Source organism: Aquimarina sp. Aq78 (assembly GCF_900299525.1).
In the GTDB taxonomy this organism is placed as follows: Bacteria; Bacteroidota; Bacteroidia; order Flavobacteriales; family Flavobacteriaceae; genus Aquimarina.
Map to the genome: position 1 here is coordinate 630,866 of NZ_OMKA01000026.1, position 18,222 is coordinate 649,087.

Here is an 18,222-nt window from a genome sequence, read left to right on the forward strand (position 1 = left end):
TTTTGAAGCATGAAAGTTTTCGAAAAGGATAATAATATTTTCAAATTACTTTCTGAGGCCATTTCAGAAGGGATCATTGTAGTGAATGAGAAGCAAACAATAGTAGCAACTAATGGATCTGCAAATACTATTTTTGGTTATGACAAAGATGAGTTAGTGGGAAAACACCTTAATACTTTGATACCAAAAAAATACCATCACGGTCACAAAAAGCATTTTGAAGGATTTGTAGATCACAGCGAAAAACGACATATGGGGGCAGGACGAGATCTTTTTGGAATACGAAAAGACGGTTCTGTATTTCCAGTAGAAGCAGGATTAAATCCATTTGCAATTTATGGTAATAATTATGTAATGGCCCTTGTTATCGATATTACACTTCGGAAACAACAAGAACAGCAAATACAAGATTTAAATGCTAAGCTAGAGCAAAAAATAGAAGAACGTACCGAAGAACTACATCATACCATAGAAGAATTAAAAGAAGAAGTAAAACTTCGTATGGAAGCCGAAGCTCAAACCAAAGAATCTTTAAAAAAAGAACGAGATTTAAGTGAGTTAAAAACAAAATTTCTTTCGCTTGTTTCACATGAATTTAAAACACCATTAAGTGGTATTCTTACTTCTGCCACACTTGCAGGAAAATACACCAAAACAGAACAACAGGAAAAGAGAGAAAAGCATCTCGATACCATAAAAAATAAAGTAAAGTACTTGGACAATATCCTTAATGATTTTTTATCTATCGAACGATTAGAAACAGGTAAAGTAACCTATAAATACAGTCAGTTTCCGTTAAGTAAAGTTGTCAATGAAGTGGTCTATGATGCTAATATGTTACTTAAAGATGGGCAAAGAATAAATTACCCTAAGGATATTGATGACTATGTTATAGAGTTTGATGAAAAGATTTTAGAGCTTGCTCTCACTAATTTAATTAATAACGCGATCAAGTATTCTGGAGAACATACCACTATAGATTTACAGGTATGTTTTGAAGATGATATCCTTACATTTAAGATTATCGACCAGGGTATTGGTATTCCTAAAAAAGAACAAGATTTTATTTTTAAACGATATTTTAGGGCAGAAAATGCTTTGTTGGATCAAGGAACCGGTATTGGGTTAAATATTGTGAAAAGTCATTTGGAAAACCTGGGAGGGAGTATTACTTTTACGAGTAAGGAAAATAAAGGTTCTACATTTACTGTTACCGTACCTACAACCAATATTCGCGAATCATGAAAACTATTCTTTTAATCGAAGATGACACAGCACTTAGAGAAAACACTGCAGAACTGTTAGAACTTTCAGATTATAAAGTAATCACCTCTCCAAATGGAAAAGTTGGTATTGTTAAGGCCAAGGAAGAAAAACCAGATATCATTGTTTGTGATATTATGATGCCCGAAGTTGATGGATATGGAGTACTAGAAGCATTGTCCTACGATACCACGACCAACCATATTCCTTTTATATTTTTATCTGCAAAAACAGAACATAAAGAGATTAGAAAAGGAATGGATTTGGGAGCAGATGACTATCTAACTAAACCTTTTGAAGAGGAGGAACTATTGAGTGCAATCGAAAGCCGTCTTGCAAAAGCAGCATTACTCTCTAAAGTTGTTAATGATCAACAGTTCTCTACACTTGCTGTTTCTGAGGATAATGGACTTAGGAATTTACATGAGCTTAAGAATTTTTTTGATGATCATGGTGAGATTTCTGAATTTAAAAAAGGAGAAGTAATCTATGAAGAAGGAGAGCATTCTAATAACATATATCTCATCCTAAAAGGAGTTGTTAAAAGCCATAAAATGGATGAGAATGGTAAAGAACTGATCACTACTTTATACAAAACCGATGATTTCCTGGGGTTCACTTCGTTTATAGATAATACACCATATTTAGAATCAGCAACAGCAGTTGAAGACTCTGAGTTAGCAGGAATATCAAAAAACAATTTAAAAGAGATTCTAGAAAAAAGCAAGAATATTTCTCTCGAATTAATGGAGCTACTTACTGATAATCTTTCTGAAATTAAAGAGCAACTACTACAAATGGCCTATAGTTCGGTACGCAAAAAAACGGCACAAACGATACTTCAATTTGCCGACGTACTGAACAAAAAATCTCAGGATAGCATAAAAATATCCAGGAATGATTTGGCAAGTGTCGCTGGGATTGCAACAGAAAGTTTGATACGTACATTATCCAGTTTTAAAAAAGATGGGTTGATTGAAATCGAAGGGCGTAACATAAAAATTTTGGATTTATCTGGTCTTCAGCTAGTAGAATAAAAATACAAAAGCACTCAAACTGATTTTTGTCATATTTTTCATGAGTACATCCTAATACATTTGCTGTATTAGAAAGTATTAAAAATGAAAAACATCCTGATCCCGACAGATTTTTCTGAAAATTCGTGGAATGCCATTACATATGCATTGTCATTTTTTAAAAGGGTGAAATGTAACTTTTATTTGTTACATGTCTCTCCCTTTGAAGAAATGATAGGAGGAGATTCATTTTATGGTTCAAAAGAAACAGTGTTAGAAAAAAACACACAAAGCGATAAAGAGCAAATGCAATTATTGCTTAAAAGAATAGAAAAACTACCTTTAAATACGAAACATAGCTTTTTCACAATTAATGAATATATCTTTTTTGTAGACGCGATTAGAAAACAGGTCAAGGAAAAGAATATTGATTTTATTGTTATGGGAACCAAAGGAGCTTCTGGGATTAAGGAAAAAACTATAGGCAGTAATACCGGAGATGTAATTACAAAAGTAAAATGCCCGGTTTTGGTTATCCCCGAAAAAGCCAAGTATACCAAGCCTAAAGAAATTGCATTTCCCACAGATTATAATATGTTATACAAAAGTAGGGTGTTAAATACGATCATGGATACTCTTACTTTAAATGAAGCCGCTTTACGGATTTTGCATGTTGCCAAAAAAGAACAAGAATTAACCGATCGACAAAGAAAAAATAAAAACTTTCTAGACGATTCTATTGATGAAATAGAGCATAGTTTTCATTTCCTGTCTAATCCCAATATCGAAGAAGCGATACAATGTTTTGTTGAAAGCAGAGACATTGATATGATTACTATGATTGCCAAAAACCTTAATTTCTTCCAACGTATTTTGTTTCACCCTACAGTCGAAAAAATAAGTTATCATATTAATATCCCTTTTTTAGTGTTACATGAATAATTTGTAAATGAGGAGAGAAGAAATATCGGGTTTTTATAATATAATTAATTAGGTGTAAGCTAACCACATTGATGACAGCTAAGAATAGTTCAAAAAACAAAAAAATGGGCGCAAATTTAATTCATAAATATAATATTCCTGGACCTCGATACACAAGTTATCCAACTGTCCCTTATTGGGATATCAATACTTTTTCATTAAAAAAATGGACAACATCCATACAACAATCATTTACAGAAAGTAATAATACAGAAGGAATAAGCCTATATATTCACCTGCCATTTTGTGAAAGTATGTGCACTTTTTGTGGATGCAATAAACGTATTACAAAACGACATGATGTAGAAGAACCTTATATAAATACGATTTTAAAAGAATGGCAATTGTACCTTAAAATTTTTGAGACTAAGCCCAAAATAAAAGAGTTACACCTGGGAGGAGGTACACCCACATTTTTTTCGCCCGAAAATTTACAGTATCTAATTAATGGTATTTTCTCGGGAGTAGAACAAGCAAAAGATTGTGAATTAAGTTTTGAAGGGCATCCCAATAATACTACCAGAGAACATTTGCAGGCGTTGTATGATGTTGGTTTCAGAAGAGTAAGTTTTGGTGTGCAGGATTATAACGAAACGGTACAAAGAGCAATCCATAGGATTCAACCTTTTGAGAATGTAAAATATGTGACAGAGACCGCCAGAGAAATTGGTTTTACTTCTGTGGGGCATGACATTATTTTTGGACTGCCTTTTCAAACACAAGAAGCAGTAATCGATACTATCCTAAAGACAAAAGAACTATTGCCTGATCGACTGGCATTCTACAGTTATGCACACGTACCATGGCAGAAAGGTAATGGACAACGTGGTTTTAACGAATCTGATCTCCCAACAGGAGAACAAAAGCGAAAACAATATGAAATAGGAAAAAAGTTACTATCAGAAGTAGGTTATGTAGAAATCGGAATGGATCATTTTGCCTTAAAAAATGATTCACTATACCAATCTATGGAAAATCAAAGTCTGCATCGTAATTTTATGGGATATACTGCCTCCAAAACACATGCAATGATTGGTTTGGGAGTATCTGCAATTAGTGATAGTTGGTATGGTTTTGCTCAAAATGTAAAAGGAGTAGAAGAGTACCAGCATTTGGTGAAAGAAGGTATTATTCCTGTTTATCGAGGGCATATTTTAACAATAGAAGATCAGATTATACGCAAACATATCCTTAATTTGATGTGTCATTTTAGTACCAAATGGGAGGATGATCATATGTATTTTAAAGAACTACCCGAGGTGTTACAGAACTTAAAAGAATTAGAAGCAGATCAATTACTGATGATTAATGATTCTCATATTCATGTTACAGAAAAAGGTCGACCTTTTGTTCGTAATATCTGTATGGCTTTTGACCTTAGATTACAACGCAAAATACCAGAGACAATGTTGTTTTCGATGACAGTTTGATACTCTTAAGAATTTGAAAAGCTATTCTTTTTTCTGTTTTGATGTTTTGAAGCCATAGATGATTTGACCAATAAAATTTTCAGGGACTTTTTCATCACCAGGAAACCCTAAAGCTATTGTGCCACTATCTTCGGGGATATAATTGGTCTTAAAGATATAATCCCAAAGACTTAAACTAATTCCAAAATTCACACCATAAGAGCCTTTAGGTAATTCATAAGAATGATGATATAAATGCATGACTGGGTTATTGAGGATGTATTTAAGCGGTCCCCAGGTAATCTTTATATTAGAATGATTAAAATGGCCAATTGTAATTGCCAAAAAATGTACAATGTAGGCCTGTTCTGGTTCAAAACCACCTAAAATCATTACACCAATAGTTTTAAGTGGTTTATAGAAAATGTTTTCCATCCAGTGATATCTTAGGTGTGCAGCAAACCCCATTTCTTTAACAGAATGGTGTATTTTATGAAATCTCCATAAGAATGAATACTTATGAAGTAAAATATGAGTAAGCCATTGCACAAAATCGAGTACAATAAAAAATAGTAGAAGTTGTACCCATGTAGAAAGATTAGAAACATCAATTATGGTTAAAGTTTTTGCAGAAATCCCAATATCTTTAAAAATCACTTCAAGTAGTTTATAAAAACCGCTTATAGCAATGGCAAAAAGAAAAAAATTAAAAAACATATAGAAACCATCTAGCCAAAAATCTTTTCTAAAAACAGATTGATTTTTTCTCCAGGGAAAAATAATTTCTAACCCCCAGACGAATAATGATATAGCAATAAGTCCCCAAAAATAATTGGTATACCATGGAACTTCAAATAGCATTGATTTCCATGTCCATTGTATATTACCTATAAAGGAATCTGTAAATGCATTTATGTATTTTTCCATAACTATTATTTTATTGTTGTTGTCTCATCTTGTTCAAAAGGCAGATCATTAAAATAACTCCATTCTACCCAGGAACCATCATAATTTTTGACATTTTTGTATCCTAGTAATTCTGTGAGCACAAAAGTGGTATGTGCAGAGCGTACTCCACTATGACAATATGTGATGATAGTATCTGTTTTTGATGCTCTCATTCTGCCATAAATAGTATTTAGATCATCATAAGATTTAAATTTGTATGTTCCCTTATGGTCTATGGTTTCTACCCAATCGATAAGTATACTTTTTGGAATTCTCCCTCCTTTAATAGCTCCTTTTTTTTGCTTTTTACCGCTAAATTCATCAATATTTCTGGTATCTAGAATGACGACTTGTTTATCAGAGTTTATAGCTTTAATGATTTCTTCTTTTTTAATATATAGTTCAAAAGTATTATCATTGGGAAGCATAAAAGTTGAAGGAGTAATCGATACAGTATGATTATTAATCGAGCCTCCAGCTTTTCCCCAGGAGATTAATCCTCCGTTTAGTATTTTTACAGATTCAAAATTATAATTTTTAAGTACCCACCATAAGCGAGCAGCATCACAAGATCCTCTATCATCATATACTATTAAGGTATCGTTATTTTTAATACCTAATCTGCTAAATAATTGCTCAATTCTTTCTTTTTTAGCCATCATCCCGCTATAGGGGTATGAAAAGTCCTCTATGTCCGTACGCCAGATATTTATCGCCCCATTAATGTGATTTTTAGCATAGTCTTCTGCTGTTCTAAAATCTATTATTTTTATATGTTGTTGTTTAGAAAGAGATACTAATTCTTCAGCTTCTATTAGATGTTTAGAACTATAATAAGTTTTTGTGTCTATTTTGGTTTCTGTAGAAATTACATCCTTTACTTTATTTTTAGATTTTGTACAGGAAAAAAATAGTATCCCCAAAATTATCATGCTGCTAATCCTGTAAATCATACCACTCAATATTTGTTAATATTTCACGCCTTCCTTTCTTCTTGGGAGGATAATTAGTAACGAGGTAGTTTACAATGATTTTTTCATTGGTTCCTAAATCCCATAAGTTTTGAGTTTCCTGCATCCATCGTATCGTTTCTATCCATCGTTCTGTAGTCATCCTGTTTTGTATAATGAGTTTAGATGAATGACAATTAGTGCAATTATTTATTACTTCCATTAATCCTTTGGCTTCAACCAGGCCAGTTTTTAAATGTACTCCATTTTCAATTTTGTCTTCATCTTCTTCTATGGTTCTAACATAAGTTGAATTAAACTCTTCTTTTTTAAATGCAGACAATGTAGGGTCAACAAGAAGATAAACCCCACTAATTGTAATCATTCCAACCATAATGAATAGTATTACCAAAAGTCGATAAATAGCTTTAACATAGTGTCTGAATTGATTTTGCTGTTCCATTTATGTGACTTTTATTGCAATACGGTGACAGGCATTATTTAAGTATCCCTTAGGATTCCAACCGGGGAGAATCATAGGTTGGCTAACACCTTGTGTATCTGTGGCACGTGCCCAAACTTCATAGTATCCTTTTTTTGGAAAATTAATAGTCGCATAAAAATGCTGCCAGGCAAGACGATTTACAGGTTTTTCTATTGAACATTTTTTCCAGGTTGACCCAAAATCAATTGAATATTCCATTTTGCAGACTTCTAATTCACCAGCCCAGGCATGCCCTCTAATATTTAATTTTTTCCCTTCTTTAATCATTGCTCCTGATTTGGGATATGTAATTAAGGATTTTACAGGCATCGATTCTATGATGCACATATCTTCATTATTTACTTTTTTACCAGGTGCTACCGGTTCACAAGGGACTCGATATGCAGTGCCTTTCATTTTGGTGCCATCATGTATTTTATTACGAATACTTATTCTGTTGATCCATTTACCAGAAACAGAAGCAGGCCATCCTCCGGCGATCAAACGTAAAGGATATCCATGAACTATTGGAATATCTTCTCCATTCATTTTAAAGGCTAATAGTGTTTCATCCTGAAGAGCTTTTGCTACTGGAGCTCCTCGGGATATAGGTTCTTTATTGGGATCTTGACTTAGGTGAGTATCGGCAGCATGATATCCAATATAAATTGCATTATCCTTTATGCCAATATCTTCAAGAAGATCTCGTAGTCTAATACCAGTCCATTTTGCACAAGATACGGCTCCAACAGTCCATTGATTACCTTTTGCGGGAGGATCAAATTCATTACGGCCGTTACCACCACATTCTAAGGTTAGTTGGTAGGTATGTTGTTTAAATTTTGATTTTAGTTCAGTAAGTGTATAGGTTTTCTTTTGGACTACAGATTCTCCATCAATAGTTAACGTCCAGTTTGTAGCATTTATATTTTTGGGAATTAGACCATTATTTCGAATAAACATATATTTGTTAGGAGTCACTTTATCATCCAATAAATGAGCTTTAGCCTCAATATTCCAAGGTTTGTCATTTAAAATGACCATTCCTTTATCTTTTTTGAATATTTTGTAAGGATCTAAACCTTGCAATGCCAGTGGCTCGTATCCTTCGGGCATTATAGCTCCAAAAACAATATCATATCCTATGATTGCTACCATAGAGCTTAATATTGCTTTTTTAACAAATTTTCGTCTTTTCATTAGGCAAACACTTATTGTTTTACCTCATAAATTTAACGTTTTTCCTTCTTTGTTTTGGTAACAAAAGTTACAATATATGCTTTGGTAAATAGAGGAAAGTATTTTGTTATAACGAATTTTGGCTATGAACACAGCTCTTAAAAGGTATTATAGCTAAAATAAATCCTATCGAAATTAGTAATTAATGACACTCAAAATTTGCAGAAACTATTTCGGTTACAGGTTTGGGAGAAAGATATGGGATCCCTAACCCAAGACCTCGTATAATAAATAATAATCCAATTATGACTACAAATACAGGAATCATTTTTTGAATGTGTTGCCGGGCTTTTCTGTTTAAAAAGTTCCCAGCATATACAGCCATTGTCATTAAGGGTATGGTTCCTAATCCAAAAAAAGTCATATACAAACTACCTTTGAGGATATGACCAGAGGCAATGGCTCCAAAAACAGCCATATAAACCAAACCACAGGGCAAAAAACCATTTAAGAAACCAATGGAGAGAAAAGTATCTGGTGTTTTCTTTTTCAAGGCAGCGCCCAGAGCATTTTTGACCTTGGAGATAATTTTATAAATCGGTTTTGAGAAATTGTATTTAGAAAAAATTTGATACGGGATCAATATAATTATGATCATCAAAACGCCAACTCCAATAGATAATTTTTGCTGTAATCCAAAAAGATTTAAACTCTTCCCTATGATTCCGAAGAATAATCCAATGATGCTATAGGATAATAATCGCCCAAAATGATATAGAAATACCTGAAAGAATTTTTGAATGGTATTAGATTTGTTTACAGGTAACATAAAGGCAATAGGGCCACACATTCCCACACAGTGAAAACTACCCAATAAACCTAATATGAACGCAGATATAAGCATTTAATATGTAAATGATTTTTTAAATAAATATGAAGTATTTCCATATTTCCAATCAATAGTGATATTCCAACGCCCTTCTAGTAGATTCTTATCTTCAATTATTAATTCTGAAGTAGAGAGTGAAATAGGAATTTCGAAATCCAACTTTTTATTCGATGGTCTGTAGAAGGATATAGTGCCAGAAATATCATTATAGTTTTTATCTTCTGGAAAAGAGATGGCTAGACCTTCTGCTGTTTTTTTTACTATAACATCTTTTAGTAATGTTTTTGAGTTTTTTTCAGCATTGATTTCATTCTGAAAAGCGAGTTCTTGTTTGTAATAATCTTCTGTTACCAAATCGTGTTCATAGTCTGAATTAATATTCATTTTTACAACAAAATATAGGATAAAAGAGATAAACCCTATAAATACTAATACGATGGCAGTTCCCCAGTTTATTTTCATAATATCTTTCTTTAATTCTGTTATGGGTTTGACCTATACCAGAATGACAAAAAGGAACAAAATACTTGTCATTCAGGTATAGGTTGAAATCCACTATAATTCATAGTTTTATATTTTTATTACCTATAACTTCTAGGTCCTAAAAATGCAGTAGTTGTTGTTTCAATTAATTTGTCATTACTATATACTCCGATTTTTAATCGGTCACTATCCCCATTTAGAGCAGCGCCATTGATTTCAATAAACAAAGTACCTTCAGCAATTCCCTGTTTAGGGACATTAAAATTCTTATGAGTGACTAGTTCTATTTTCCCTTTGTGGGACATTAATTCAAAACGAACATCTTCAATTTCTGCCGTGGTTTTATTAACCAGTTTATAGGTATATACGTTACTAATGATATTATCATTTTTTCTCTCGTATAATTGCCCTGGTAATCGTAGGATATTTGCTTCTACGTCGTTTCTTAGAAATGACATTCCTAGTAAAACACCAGTTAGAATTACCAGAACAGCGCTATATCCTTTTAATCTTGGAGTAAATTTAAATTTTGCTTTTTTAGCAATGTTATCTTCACTGGCATATCGTATTAATCCTTTAGGAAGGTTTACACTTTCCATCATATGATCGCAGGCATCAATACAAGCCGTACAATTTACACATTCTAGCTGTGTACCGTTACGAATATCAATTCCTGTCGGACAAACATGTACACATTGAAAACAATCAATACAGTCTCCTTTTCCGGTAGAAGGGCGGTCTTCATTTTTCTTAAACTTGGCTCTTCCTTCTTCTTTCTCTCCACGCTTATAATCATAAGCAACTACAATTGATTTAGAGTCGAGTAATACACCTTGTAATCTCCCATAGGGGCATGCAATAATACAAACTTGTTCTCTAAACCATGCGAATACAAAATAGAAGACAGCCGTAAATATAAGTAAAGAGATTAAGGTGCTTACATGTTGAAAAGGTCCATCGATAATATACCGTAACAATACATCACTTTCGATCAAATAGGCTAAAAATATATTAGCAATTAGGAACGAGATGATAAAAAATATAATCCATTTAAGGATACGTTTTCGAATCTTTTCTGCATTCCAGGGTTGTTTATTCAGGCGTATTTGTTTTCCGCGATCGCCTTCGATCCAGTATTCTATTCTTCGAAAAACCATTTCCATGAAGATCGTTTGCGGGCATATCCATCCACAAAATATCCTACCAAAAGCAACGGTGAATAGAGTTATAAATATAACACCAATGAGCATTGATATCACAAACAAATGAAAATCTTGAGGCCAAAATGGTGCTCCAAAAATGTTAAAACGGCGTTCTAGGACATTAAATAGTAAGAACTGGTTACCGTTAATTTTGATGAAAGGAGCAGAAATCAGAAATATCAATAATCCATAACTCACCCATTTACGATAATCGTAATACTTACCATTAGGTTTTTTGGGATACACCCATGCACGTTTACCCTCTTCGTTTATGGTGCCGATAGAATCTCTAAATCTTTCGTTTTCGGGTGTTTCCAATGGTTTTGATTTTATTCGTTCAGTACTAGAGTTGTTAAATCCGAAACAGATTCAGGAATTTCTTCCTTCTACTTTTTTATTTCTGTGTATCGGGATCAGTCCAAATTTCTCCTTGTGCTTCTTTTGGTTCGGCTGGAGTTGTACCTCCTAATGTGATAATGTAACTTGCCACTTGTGCCATTTCAACAGGTTTTAGAGTTTGTTTCCAGGCAACCATTCCTTTTCCATCTCGACCTCCTTCAGAAATTGTTCTAAACACATTTTTGATACCTCCTCCCAGAATCCAATGTTCATCGGTAAGATTTGGTCCAATACCACCACCACCATCTGCCTTATGACAGGCAACACAATTGGTTGTATAAACGGCTTTACCTGCATTGATGTCAGAAGCATCTGTTAGTAATGTAACTGTGTTTACATCAACCAAACCTTTGGCCGTTTTTTTGTATTTTTCGATTGCAATTTTAGCTTCGGCTACTTCAGTTTCATATTCTTCTGCTTGGGTATATTCATTAAATACATGAAAGCGAACTAAATAGACTATACCAAATATAATTGTAGCATAAAACATATACACCCACCATGGTGGTAAATTATTATCGAGCTCTTTAATCCCATCATAGTTGTGATCCAAAATGATTTCTTCTTCACTTTCTACAGGTTTACTGTCTAGGAGTTTTAAATAGATATCTTTAAACCATCTAAATTGCTTTTCTTTTTTAGCTTTTTCTGCCAGAAGATAACGCTCTTGTGCATCGGGTTTTAAGGAACGAAACAGGATACTTCTTAATGCTTCTAAACTAATTTCTATTGCTATGATAAATAACAGAACCATTCCTAATACCAACCAGGTAAGAGGTTGTGTTATAAATGCAGATTGTTCTCCTGATTCTACAGTTACTTCTATTAATAGATATGCTATGAATAGAAAAGCTATAATTCTTATATAGGATGCAGTACTTCTCATAACACGTTTTCGTTTTCAGTTTCTAATGGAATTTGACTAACTTCTTTTATATGTTCTTTTTTTGCGGTGAAAACCCACCAGAATAATGCGGCAAAGAAGATGAAAAAGATAAGTAGCGAAATCATAGGGTAGATTTCAATGCCCTCAATACTTTCCATATGGCCTTTTATAAATTTTAGCATGACGTTTATTCTTTATTTTGAACTACAGTTTCTTCGTTTTTAACTTTTATATCGGTTCCTAACCGTTGTATGTAGGCAATTAAGGCTACAACTTCTCTATCTCGCATTTCGATGAAATCCAATCCGTTTTCCTGTGCATATTTTTTATCAGCTTCGTAGGTTTTTACAAAATCAGGATCGGTATACAAGTTTTTCTCTATAGTAGTTGCTTGCTCATCCATCCATTGCTGTGCTCTGGTAATTTCTTCGGGAGTATAAGGAACACCAAGAGTTACCATAGCATTCATTTTGGTTTCTGTATTAGATCGATCAAGCTTGTTTTTGATCAGCCACTTATAACTTGGCATAATAGATCCCGATGAGGTTGTTTGTGGATCATAAAAGTGATTTAAGTGCCAGTTATCAGAATATTTCCCTCCAATTCGCATTAAATCTGGCCCCGTACGCTTACTTCCCCATAGGAAAGGATGATCATAGACATATTCACCTGCTTTAGAATATTCTCCATATCGCTCTACTTCACTACGGAAAGGTCTGATCATTTGTGAATGACAAGACACACAACTTTCTCTAATATAAATGTCTCTTCCTTCTAACTCAAGAGGAGTATATGGTTTTACGCTGGTAATCGTTGGTATATTAGATTTTACCATTAACGTAGGAACTATTTGTACGACCCCACCAATTAAGATTGCTATGGTCGCAAAGATGGTTAGTTTTACAGGTCTTCTCTCTAACCAGGTATGATATCCTTCTTTAACGGTTCTATGTTTGGTCACTTTGGTAAGTGGAGCAGCTTCTGCAAGTTCATCTGTAACGGTACTACCATTTCTTATAGTTTTAATTACGTTATATATCATGATAAACATTCCGAAGATGAATAAACTACCACCGATAGCACGCATCCAGTACATTGGAATGATTTCATTTACAGTTTCTAAGAAATTACCGTAAGTAAGTGTTCCATCTGGATTAAATTGTTTCCACATAGAAGCTTGTACAAATCCGGCAACATACATAGGTAATGCATACATAATGATTCCCAGAGTACCAATCCAGAAGTGAGCATTAGCCAATCCTGTTGACCACAATTTAGTTTTGAACAGTCTCGGAATTAACCAATAGGCCATCCCGAAGGTTAAAAATCCATTCCAGGCTAATGCACCAACATGAACGTGTGCAATAATCCAATCACTAAAATGCGCAATGGCGTTTACATTCTTCAAGGATAACATAGGTCCTTCAAAAGTGGCCATACCATAACCAGTAATGGCAACTACCATAAATTTTAATACAGGATCGGTACGTACCTTATCCCAGGCACCTCTCAATGTAAGTAACCCATTAATCATACCTCCCCAGGATGGAGCAATTAGCATAACAGAGAATGCTACACCAAGATTCTGTGCCCAATCCGGTAAAGATGAATATAAAAGGTGATGAGGTCCTGCCCATATATAGATAAATATTAAAGACCAAAAGTGAACAATAGATAATCGATATGAATAGACTGGTCTATTTGCAGCTTTTGGAATAAAATAGTACATCAAGCCTAAGAAAGGAGTAGTAAGAAAGAATGCAACCGCATTATGACCATACCACCATTGTACTAAAGCATCCTGAACACCTGCATATACCGAATAACTTTTTAAGGCACTTACGGGTAATGCAAGACTATTAAAAATATGGAGAACAGCTACTGTAACAAAAGTTGCCAGATAAAACCATATAGCAACATACATATGGCGTTGTCTTCTTTTTAAAATGGTTCCAATAAGATTCCACCCAAAGGCTACCCAAACAATAGCAATTGCAATATCAAAAGGCCATTCTAACTCGGCATATTCTTTTGAAGAAGTATATCCTAACGGAAGTGTAATAGCCGCACCAACAATGATCAATTGCCATGCCCAAAAGTTAATGTTACTAAGTGTATCATTAAACATACGGGTTTTTAACAAACGTTGGGTAGAGTAATATACTCCTGCAAATATGGCGTTACCAACAAATGCAAAAATAACAGCATTGGTATGCAAAGGTCTTAATCTCCCAAAGCTTAACCATGAGATTCCATCTGTTAGATTAGGGAATAAAAATAGAAACGCCAGTAGCAAGCCTACAGACATCCCAACAACACCCCAGAGCAGAGTGGCATATAAGAATTTTTTTACGATTTTATTATCGTAATAGAATTGTTCCATTTCCATATTAAGATTGTTTAGTTTTAGTGGATTCCGAAGATTTTTCTTTGCTTTCTTTTATAAGTTCATCATCAAAAAGCATCCTAACAGAAGGAGTATAGACATCATCATATTGACCATTTCTGACCGATATAATGAAGCTAATAAAAAAGACGATGGCAACGATAATACTAATCGTTAAGAGTATATAGATTACACCCATGCTTACTTTTGATTATGAGTCAAAAGTATGCGTGAACATTTTCTAAAAAAATGACATTTATCAGGTTTTATTAATTAAGCCCATTCTTAGCAAGAATATCTAATTTATTGACCTTTTATAGGCGTATAATGTTAATAATTGTTAAAATAGTACCTTTTTATACATAGTACTGTAACAAAAATGATTTATCGACGTCTAGTAGGTATACATCAATTATAAAAACAGAAATTATGAGAACTTTAGACAACAATCAAATCACTAAAAAATTAACTACGACCAAAGGTTATGTTTGGAATTCAAAAAGACGTTACAGATAATTTTAGGTACAACAATTAAAACAACAACAATTTATAAACCAATCAAAAAAAACAGAAATCATGAGAACTATAGACAGTAACAGAATCACTAGAAAGTTAAATGCTCCTATTGGATATACCTGGAATTCAAAAAGACGTTACAGATAATTTTAAGTACATCAATCAAATCAATCAAATCAATCAAATCAATCAAATACAACAATTTATAAATCAATCAAAAAACAGAAATTATGAGAACTATAGACAGTAATAGAATCACTAGAAAATTAAATGCTCCTATTGGATATACCTGGAATTCAAAAAGACGTTACAGATAATTTTAGGTACATCAATCAAATCAATCAAATCAATCAAATACAACAATTTATAAATCAATCAAAAAACAGAAATTATGAGAACTATAGACAGTAACAGAATCACTAGAAAATTAAATGCTCCTATTGGATATACCTGGAATTCAAAAAGGCGATACAGATAATTCATATTTATCAACCTATCCCAATACCTTGGGATCAAAAACTAATCATCATGAGAACTTTACGAAATATTAGAAAACAACTAAAAACAGCAACACAAAAACAAAATATGTTTTTGGATTGTGTACCAAAGCTTTATAATTATGAAGACACTTTGTTTACGGGAGTTAAGCGCTACGCACATTAAGCTAAGAATTATTAGATACTAAAAGGCCGAATTTTAATTAAAATTCGGCCTTATTTATTTTTTTCTAAACTGTAATTTTCCTGTTTCTATCTTGATGGCAGTTTTTGCCAGTATAGTAAAAACAAAGGCTCCTAAAGCCCAAATACCAAGAGTTACTCCAATTTCTATTCCCGTGGGAGTGTATTCTGAAATTTTTCCATAAGGTCCAGGAATAAAGCCAGGAACGATCAGACCAAATCCTTTTTCTATCCAAATTGCAATAAAGAGAATAAAACAACAGAAATATAACACCTTTAAATTGTTACGTAGTTTACCAAAAGTTAGTAATACAGTTGCTAAAACATTTAAAGGAATTGCTGTCCATATCCACGGTAACAACGCTGTTTTACCTTGTAGACCAAAGAATAAGTAATATGCGCTTTCACTATGGTGTGTAGGAGCATAAAATTCTTTAAACAACTCAGATACTAACATGATCAGGTTGATTTGAGCTGCTACAGTAACGATCATACCAATTTTTTTGATCGTTTTATCTTCTATTTTAAATTCTGTAAATGTTCTGATTATTGCCAGAACAAGAATAATCAAGGCGGGTCCGGCGGCAAATGCCGATGCCAAAAATCGAGGACCTAATAATGCGTTGTTCCAAAAAGGACGAGCTTGTAAGCCTTGATATAGAAATGCAGTTACCAAATGAATAGCTACTGCCCAAAATACAGACAAAATTGCTCCTGGAACATAGATTTTTGGATTAGGCACTTTTCCCTGATAACGTGTGAACAAAATGTAAAACGGGATCGAGATATTTAAAAATAAATATCCATTAAGCACAATAACATCCCAGGTTAACATTGAAGCTGGAAAATTAAAGACTCCGATTCCTGGTATCATATGCCACAATACAGATGGCCCACCCATATCTGCTACAACAAAAGCTAAACACATAATCAATGCTGCTACGGCTAATCCCTCACCAATAAGTACGGCTTGTTTAAAATCAATATCTTTTAATACGTAAGTCGGCATAACGAGCATTACTGCAGCTGCAGCAACACCAACAAGAAATGTAAAATTAGAAATATACAGTCCCCAGCTTACCCTATCGGTCATTCCTGTGACACTTAGACCGTGTTCTATTTGTAAAGAATAACAGTACATACCAATTAGCATGACAAAAGTCAAAAATGCCATCCAGATGTGATATTTTTTTGAGCCTTGAGTCGTAGTATCTAGGCTATCTTTAACTAAACTTCCAAAAACTTTAAGTCGTTTCATGTGTTGTTTTTTTGGCGTGCCCATTGGGTCGGGCTTTTCACTATATCTTTTCTTACCTACTTCTCGTTCTTCGACAAGCTCAGAGTGACATCTCGAAGTGACAGAAAAGGATGCCGTTTCAATCCCTCACGCAATTTTATTAATCCATAAAATACCAGAACTTAGGTTCTGTCCCAAGATCTTCTTTTAGTCTAAACACTTTTTTATTATTGAGTACCCATCGTATTGTACTTTCGGGATCTAATAAATTCCCGAAAATCCGCGCCCCTGTTGGGCAAGCCTCTACACAAGCAGGGTTTTTACCAGCCCGTGAACGCTGCACACAGAAAGTACATTTTTCCATTACTCCTTTTTTACGCATACGATTCCCTAAGTAATGTTGATTTTTGTTAATCTCATTTTCGGGAACTTCGGGAGTACTCCAGTTAAATCGTCGTCCGTCATAAGGACAGGCAGCCATACAATATCTACAGCCAACGCACCAGTCATAATCTACGACTACTAATCCATCTTCTTCACGCCATGTAGCTTGCACAGGGCAAACTTCTACACATGGAGGATTGTCACAATGAAAACATTGTGTTCCCATATAAAAATGACCTTCTGCCGGGACTTCATGGTAATAATTGTCATCGGCTTCATCAAACTTAAGACCTTTACCATCTTTCATTTCATGAATTCGAATATATTCCATCTGCGAATTTCGATCCTGATTATTTTCTTCAACACAAGCACTTACACAATCCATGTAGCCTTGACATTTAGAGATATTAAAAGCATATCCAAACAGCACATCTTTCTCAGCATTTTTAGAAGACATATCAATATTTTCCCCTTTTCGCAATTGATAGGAACGAACTAATCGGTCAACTGTAGCCTTTTTTTCATCATCGGTCATTAATTTGTAGTTACCCTTAAATTGTTCTTCCCAATCGATTTGTGCTTTTTCTTTGGTTTCTTCTCCGGTAGTCAGATTACAAGACGTACTTACTGCTCCGGCTCCGATGACTAAACTAGCGGTTAGTTTCCTAAAAGCAGTTCGGCGATCCATTTGTACATCAAAAACTTGGTCGAAACCATCTTTTTTACGTTCATCGCCGATAGCAGCATCTACTGCAGCATCAAATTCCTTATCACTAATTTGATCTTTAGTATGAGAGCCGCATCCACCAGATGTTTTTCCACAACCACAAGAACCTGTACTTTGTTTCTTTTTGCTATTTAGGTTTAGAGAAAACCATTTTTTAGTATTGTCGCTCATTGTTAAATTGTTAAGAGGTATTACTTGAAAGT

18 protein-coding genes are annotated in these 18,222 nt (G+C 33.9%); 5 read left to right on the forward strand and 13 right to left on the reverse strand.

Features of this window, described 5'->3' with window-relative positions:
- The first annotated feature begins 9 nt into the window (after nt 1–9).
- The 4 genes from DG435_RS19065 to hemN all read left to right on the forward strand — a co-directional run bounded on the left by DG435_RS19065 (nt 10) and on the right by hemN (nt 4,690).
- The gene (locus tag DG435_RS19065; protein WP_106793385.1) at nt 10–1,245 is read left to right on the forward strand and encodes a PAS domain-containing sensor histidine kinase; all 1,236 of its coding nucleotides are present in this window, start codon (nt 10–12) and stop codon (nt 1,243–1,245) included.
- Nucleotides 1,242–2,300: a response regulator gene (locus tag DG435_RS19070; protein WP_106793386.1), complete on the forward strand. Its 1,059-nt coding sequence runs from the start codon at nt 1,242–1,244 to the stop codon at nt 2,298–2,300. The genes DG435_RS19065 and DG435_RS19070 overlap by 4 nt, the downstream gene beginning before the upstream one ends.
- 84 nt (nt 2,301–2,384) lie before the next feature.
- Nucleotides 2,385–3,221 carry a universal stress protein gene (locus DG435_RS19075; protein ID WP_106793387.1) on the forward strand — a complete coding sequence of 279 codons (837 nt, stop codon included), beginning with the start codon at nt 2,385–2,387 and terminating at the stop codon, nt 3,219–3,221.
- A 104-nt stretch (nt 3,222–3,325) separates the two neighbouring features.
- Nucleotides 3,326–4,690, forward strand: coding sequence for an oxygen-independent coproporphyrinogen III oxidase (hemN, locus tag DG435_RS19080; protein WP_106793431.1), 1,365 nt, complete (start codon nt 3,326–3,328; stop codon nt 4,688–4,690).
- Nucleotides 4,691–4,711: 21 nt separating this feature from the next.
- On the opposite strand, the gene DG435_RS19085 is transcribed toward hemN, so the two are convergent.
- From DG435_RS19085 to ccoS, 11 genes are all read right to left on the reverse strand, one after another.
- Nucleotides 4,712–5,596, reverse strand: a complete 885-nt coding sequence (locus tag DG435_RS19085; protein ID WP_106793388.1) for a sterol desaturase family protein — start codon at nt 5,594–5,596, stop codon at nt 4,712–4,714.
- 5 nt (nt 5,597–5,601) lie between these two features.
- The gene (locus tag DG435_RS19090) at nt 5,602–6,570 is read right to left on the reverse strand and encodes a sulfurtransferase (RefSeq protein ID WP_106793389.1); all 969 of its coding nucleotides are present in this window, start codon (nt 6,568–6,570) and stop codon (nt 5,602–5,604) included.
- A complete protein-coding gene (locus DG435_RS19095) occupies nt 6,554–7,030 on the reverse strand; it encodes a monoheme cytochrome C (RefSeq protein WP_106793390.1) in 477 nt (158 codons plus the stop codon). Before DG435_RS19095 ends, DG435_RS19090 begins: the two co-directional genes overlap by 17 nt.
- Nucleotides 7,031–8,251: a sulfite oxidase gene (locus DG435_RS19100; protein WP_106793391.1), complete on the reverse strand. Its 1,221-nt coding sequence runs from the start codon at nt 8,249–8,251 to the stop codon at nt 7,031–7,033. It abuts the gene before it with no gap.
- A 181-nt stretch (nt 8,252–8,432) separates the two neighbouring features.
- Complete coding sequence (locus DG435_RS19105) at nt 8,433–9,134, reverse strand: sulfite exporter TauE/SafE family protein (RefSeq protein WP_106793392.1); 702 nt, start codon at nt 9,132–9,134, stop codon at nt 8,433–8,435.
- Nucleotides 9,135–9,581 (reverse strand): FixH family protein, encoded by a 447-nt coding sequence (locus DG435_RS19110; RefSeq protein ID WP_106793393.1) that lies wholly within the window; start codon nt 9,579–9,581, stop codon nt 9,135–9,137.
- Between the two features lie 119 nt (nt 9,582–9,700).
- Nucleotides 9,701–11,122, reverse strand: coding sequence for a cytochrome c oxidase accessory protein CcoG (gene ccoG, locus DG435_RS19115; RefSeq protein WP_106793394.1), 1,422 nt, complete (start codon nt 11,120–11,122; stop codon nt 9,701–9,703).
- Nucleotides 11,123–11,198: 76 nt separating this feature from the next.
- On the reverse strand, nt 11,199–12,089 hold the full coding sequence (locus DG435_RS19120) for a cbb3-type cytochrome c oxidase N-terminal domain-containing protein (protein ID WP_106793395.1): 891 nt from the start codon (nt 12,087–12,089) through the stop codon (nt 11,199–11,201).
- Entirely contained in the window at nt 12,086–12,271 is a 186-nt protein-coding gene (locus DG435_RS19125) for a CcoQ/FixQ family Cbb3-type cytochrome c oxidase assembly chaperone (protein WP_024768152.1), read from the reverse strand. The genes DG435_RS19120 and DG435_RS19125 overlap by 4 nt, the downstream gene beginning before the upstream one ends.
- Before the next feature lie 5 nt (nt 12,272–12,276).
- Nucleotides 12,277–14,478: a cytochrome-c oxidase, cbb3-type subunit I gene (gene ccoN / locus DG435_RS19130; protein WP_106793396.1), complete on the reverse strand. Its 2,202-nt coding sequence runs from the start codon at nt 14,476–14,478 to the stop codon at nt 12,277–12,279.
- Between the two features lies 1 nt (nt 14,479).
- On the reverse strand, nt 14,480–14,674 hold the full coding sequence (gene ccoS, locus DG435_RS19135; protein ID WP_024768150.1) for a cbb3-type cytochrome oxidase assembly protein CcoS: 195 nt from the start codon (nt 14,672–14,674) through the stop codon (nt 14,480–14,482).
- Nucleotides 14,675–15,519: 845 nt separating this feature from the next.
- Here ccoS and DG435_RS26030 point away from each other — a divergent pair.
- Nucleotides 15,520–15,654, forward strand: coding sequence for a hypothetical protein (locus tag DG435_RS26030; RefSeq protein ID WP_255409737.1), 135 nt, complete (start codon nt 15,520–15,522; stop codon nt 15,652–15,654).
- 54 nt (nt 15,655–15,708) lie between these two features.
- Here the strand turns inward: DG435_RS26030 and dsrP are convergent, their stop codons facing one another.
- Together dsrP and DG435_RS19145 are read right to left on the reverse strand one after the other, a co-directional pair.
- On the reverse strand, nt 15,709–16,929 hold the full coding sequence (gene dsrP, locus DG435_RS19140; RefSeq protein WP_074407665.1) for a sulfate reduction electron transfer complex DsrMKJOP subunit DsrP: 1,221 nt from the start codon (nt 16,927–16,929) through the stop codon (nt 15,709–15,711).
- A 139-nt stretch (nt 16,930–17,068) separates the two neighbouring features.
- On the reverse strand, nt 17,069–18,190 hold the full coding sequence (locus DG435_RS19145) for a 4Fe-4S dicluster domain-containing protein (protein WP_106793397.1): 1,122 nt from the start codon (nt 18,188–18,190) through the stop codon (nt 17,069–17,071).
- Between the last annotated feature and the right edge of the window lie 32 nt (nt 18,191–18,222).

Bases quoted from the DNA above. Each gene is read 5' to 3' on its own strand.
- DG435_RS19125 (WP_024768152.1), bottom strand. From the start codon at position 12,271: ATGCTAAAATTTATAAAAGGCCATATGGAAAGTATTGAGGGCATTGAA.
- DG435_RS19145 (WP_106793397.1), bottom strand. From the start codon at position 18,190: ATGAGCGACAATACTAAAAAATGGTTTTCTCTAAACCTAAATAGCAAA.
- DG435_RS19085 (WP_106793388.1), bottom strand. From the start codon at position 5,596: ATGGAAAAATACATAAATGCATTTACAGATTCCTTTATAGGTAATATA.
- DG435_RS19075 (WP_106793387.1), top strand. From the start codon at position 2,385: ATGAAAAACATCCTGATCCCGACAGATTTTTCTGAAAATTCGTGGAAT.
- dsrP (WP_074407665.1), bottom strand. From the start codon at position 16,929: ATGAAACGACTTAAAGTTTTTGGAAGTTTAGTTAAAGATAGCCTAGAT.
- DG435_RS19070 (WP_106793386.1), top strand. From the start codon at position 1,242: ATGAAAACTATTCTTTTAATCGAAGATGACACAGCACTTAGAGAAAAC.
- DG435_RS19110 (WP_106793393.1), bottom strand. From the start codon at position 9,581: ATGAAAATAAACTGGGGAACTGCCATCGTATTAGTATTTATAGGGTTT.
- DG435_RS19120 (WP_106793395.1), bottom strand. From the start codon at position 12,089: ATGAGAAGTACTGCATCCTATATAAGAATTATAGCTTTTCTATTCATA.
- DG435_RS19095 (WP_106793390.1), bottom strand. From the start codon at position 7,030: ATGGAACAGCAAAATCAATTCAGACACTATGTTAAAGCTATTTATCGA.
- ccoS (WP_024768150.1), bottom strand. From the start codon at position 14,674: ATGGGTGTAATCTATATACTCTTAACGATTAGTATTATCGTTGCCATC.
- DG435_RS19100 (WP_106793391.1), bottom strand. From the start codon at position 8,251: ATGAAAAGACGAAAATTTGTTAAAAAAGCAATATTAAGCTCTATGGTA.
- DG435_RS26030 (WP_255409737.1), top strand. From the start codon at position 15,520: ATGAGAACTTTACGAAATATTAGAAAACAACTAAAAACAGCAACACAA.
- ccoN (WP_106793396.1), bottom strand. From the start codon at position 14,478: ATGGAAATGGAACAATTCTATTACGATAATAAAATCGTAAAAAAATTC.
- DG435_RS19090 (WP_106793389.1), bottom strand. From the start codon at position 6,570: ATGATTTACAGGATTAGCAGCATGATAATTTTGGGGATACTATTTTTT.
- hemN (WP_106793431.1), top strand. From the start codon at position 3,326: ATGGGCGCAAATTTAATTCATAAATATAATATTCCTGGACCTCGATAC.
- DG435_RS19105 (WP_106793392.1), bottom strand. From the start codon at position 9,134: ATGCTTATATCTGCGTTCATATTAGGTTTATTGGGTAGTTTTCACTGT.
- DG435_RS19065 (WP_106793385.1), top strand. From the start codon at position 10: ATGAAAGTTTTCGAAAAGGATAATAATATTTTCAAATTACTTTCTGAG.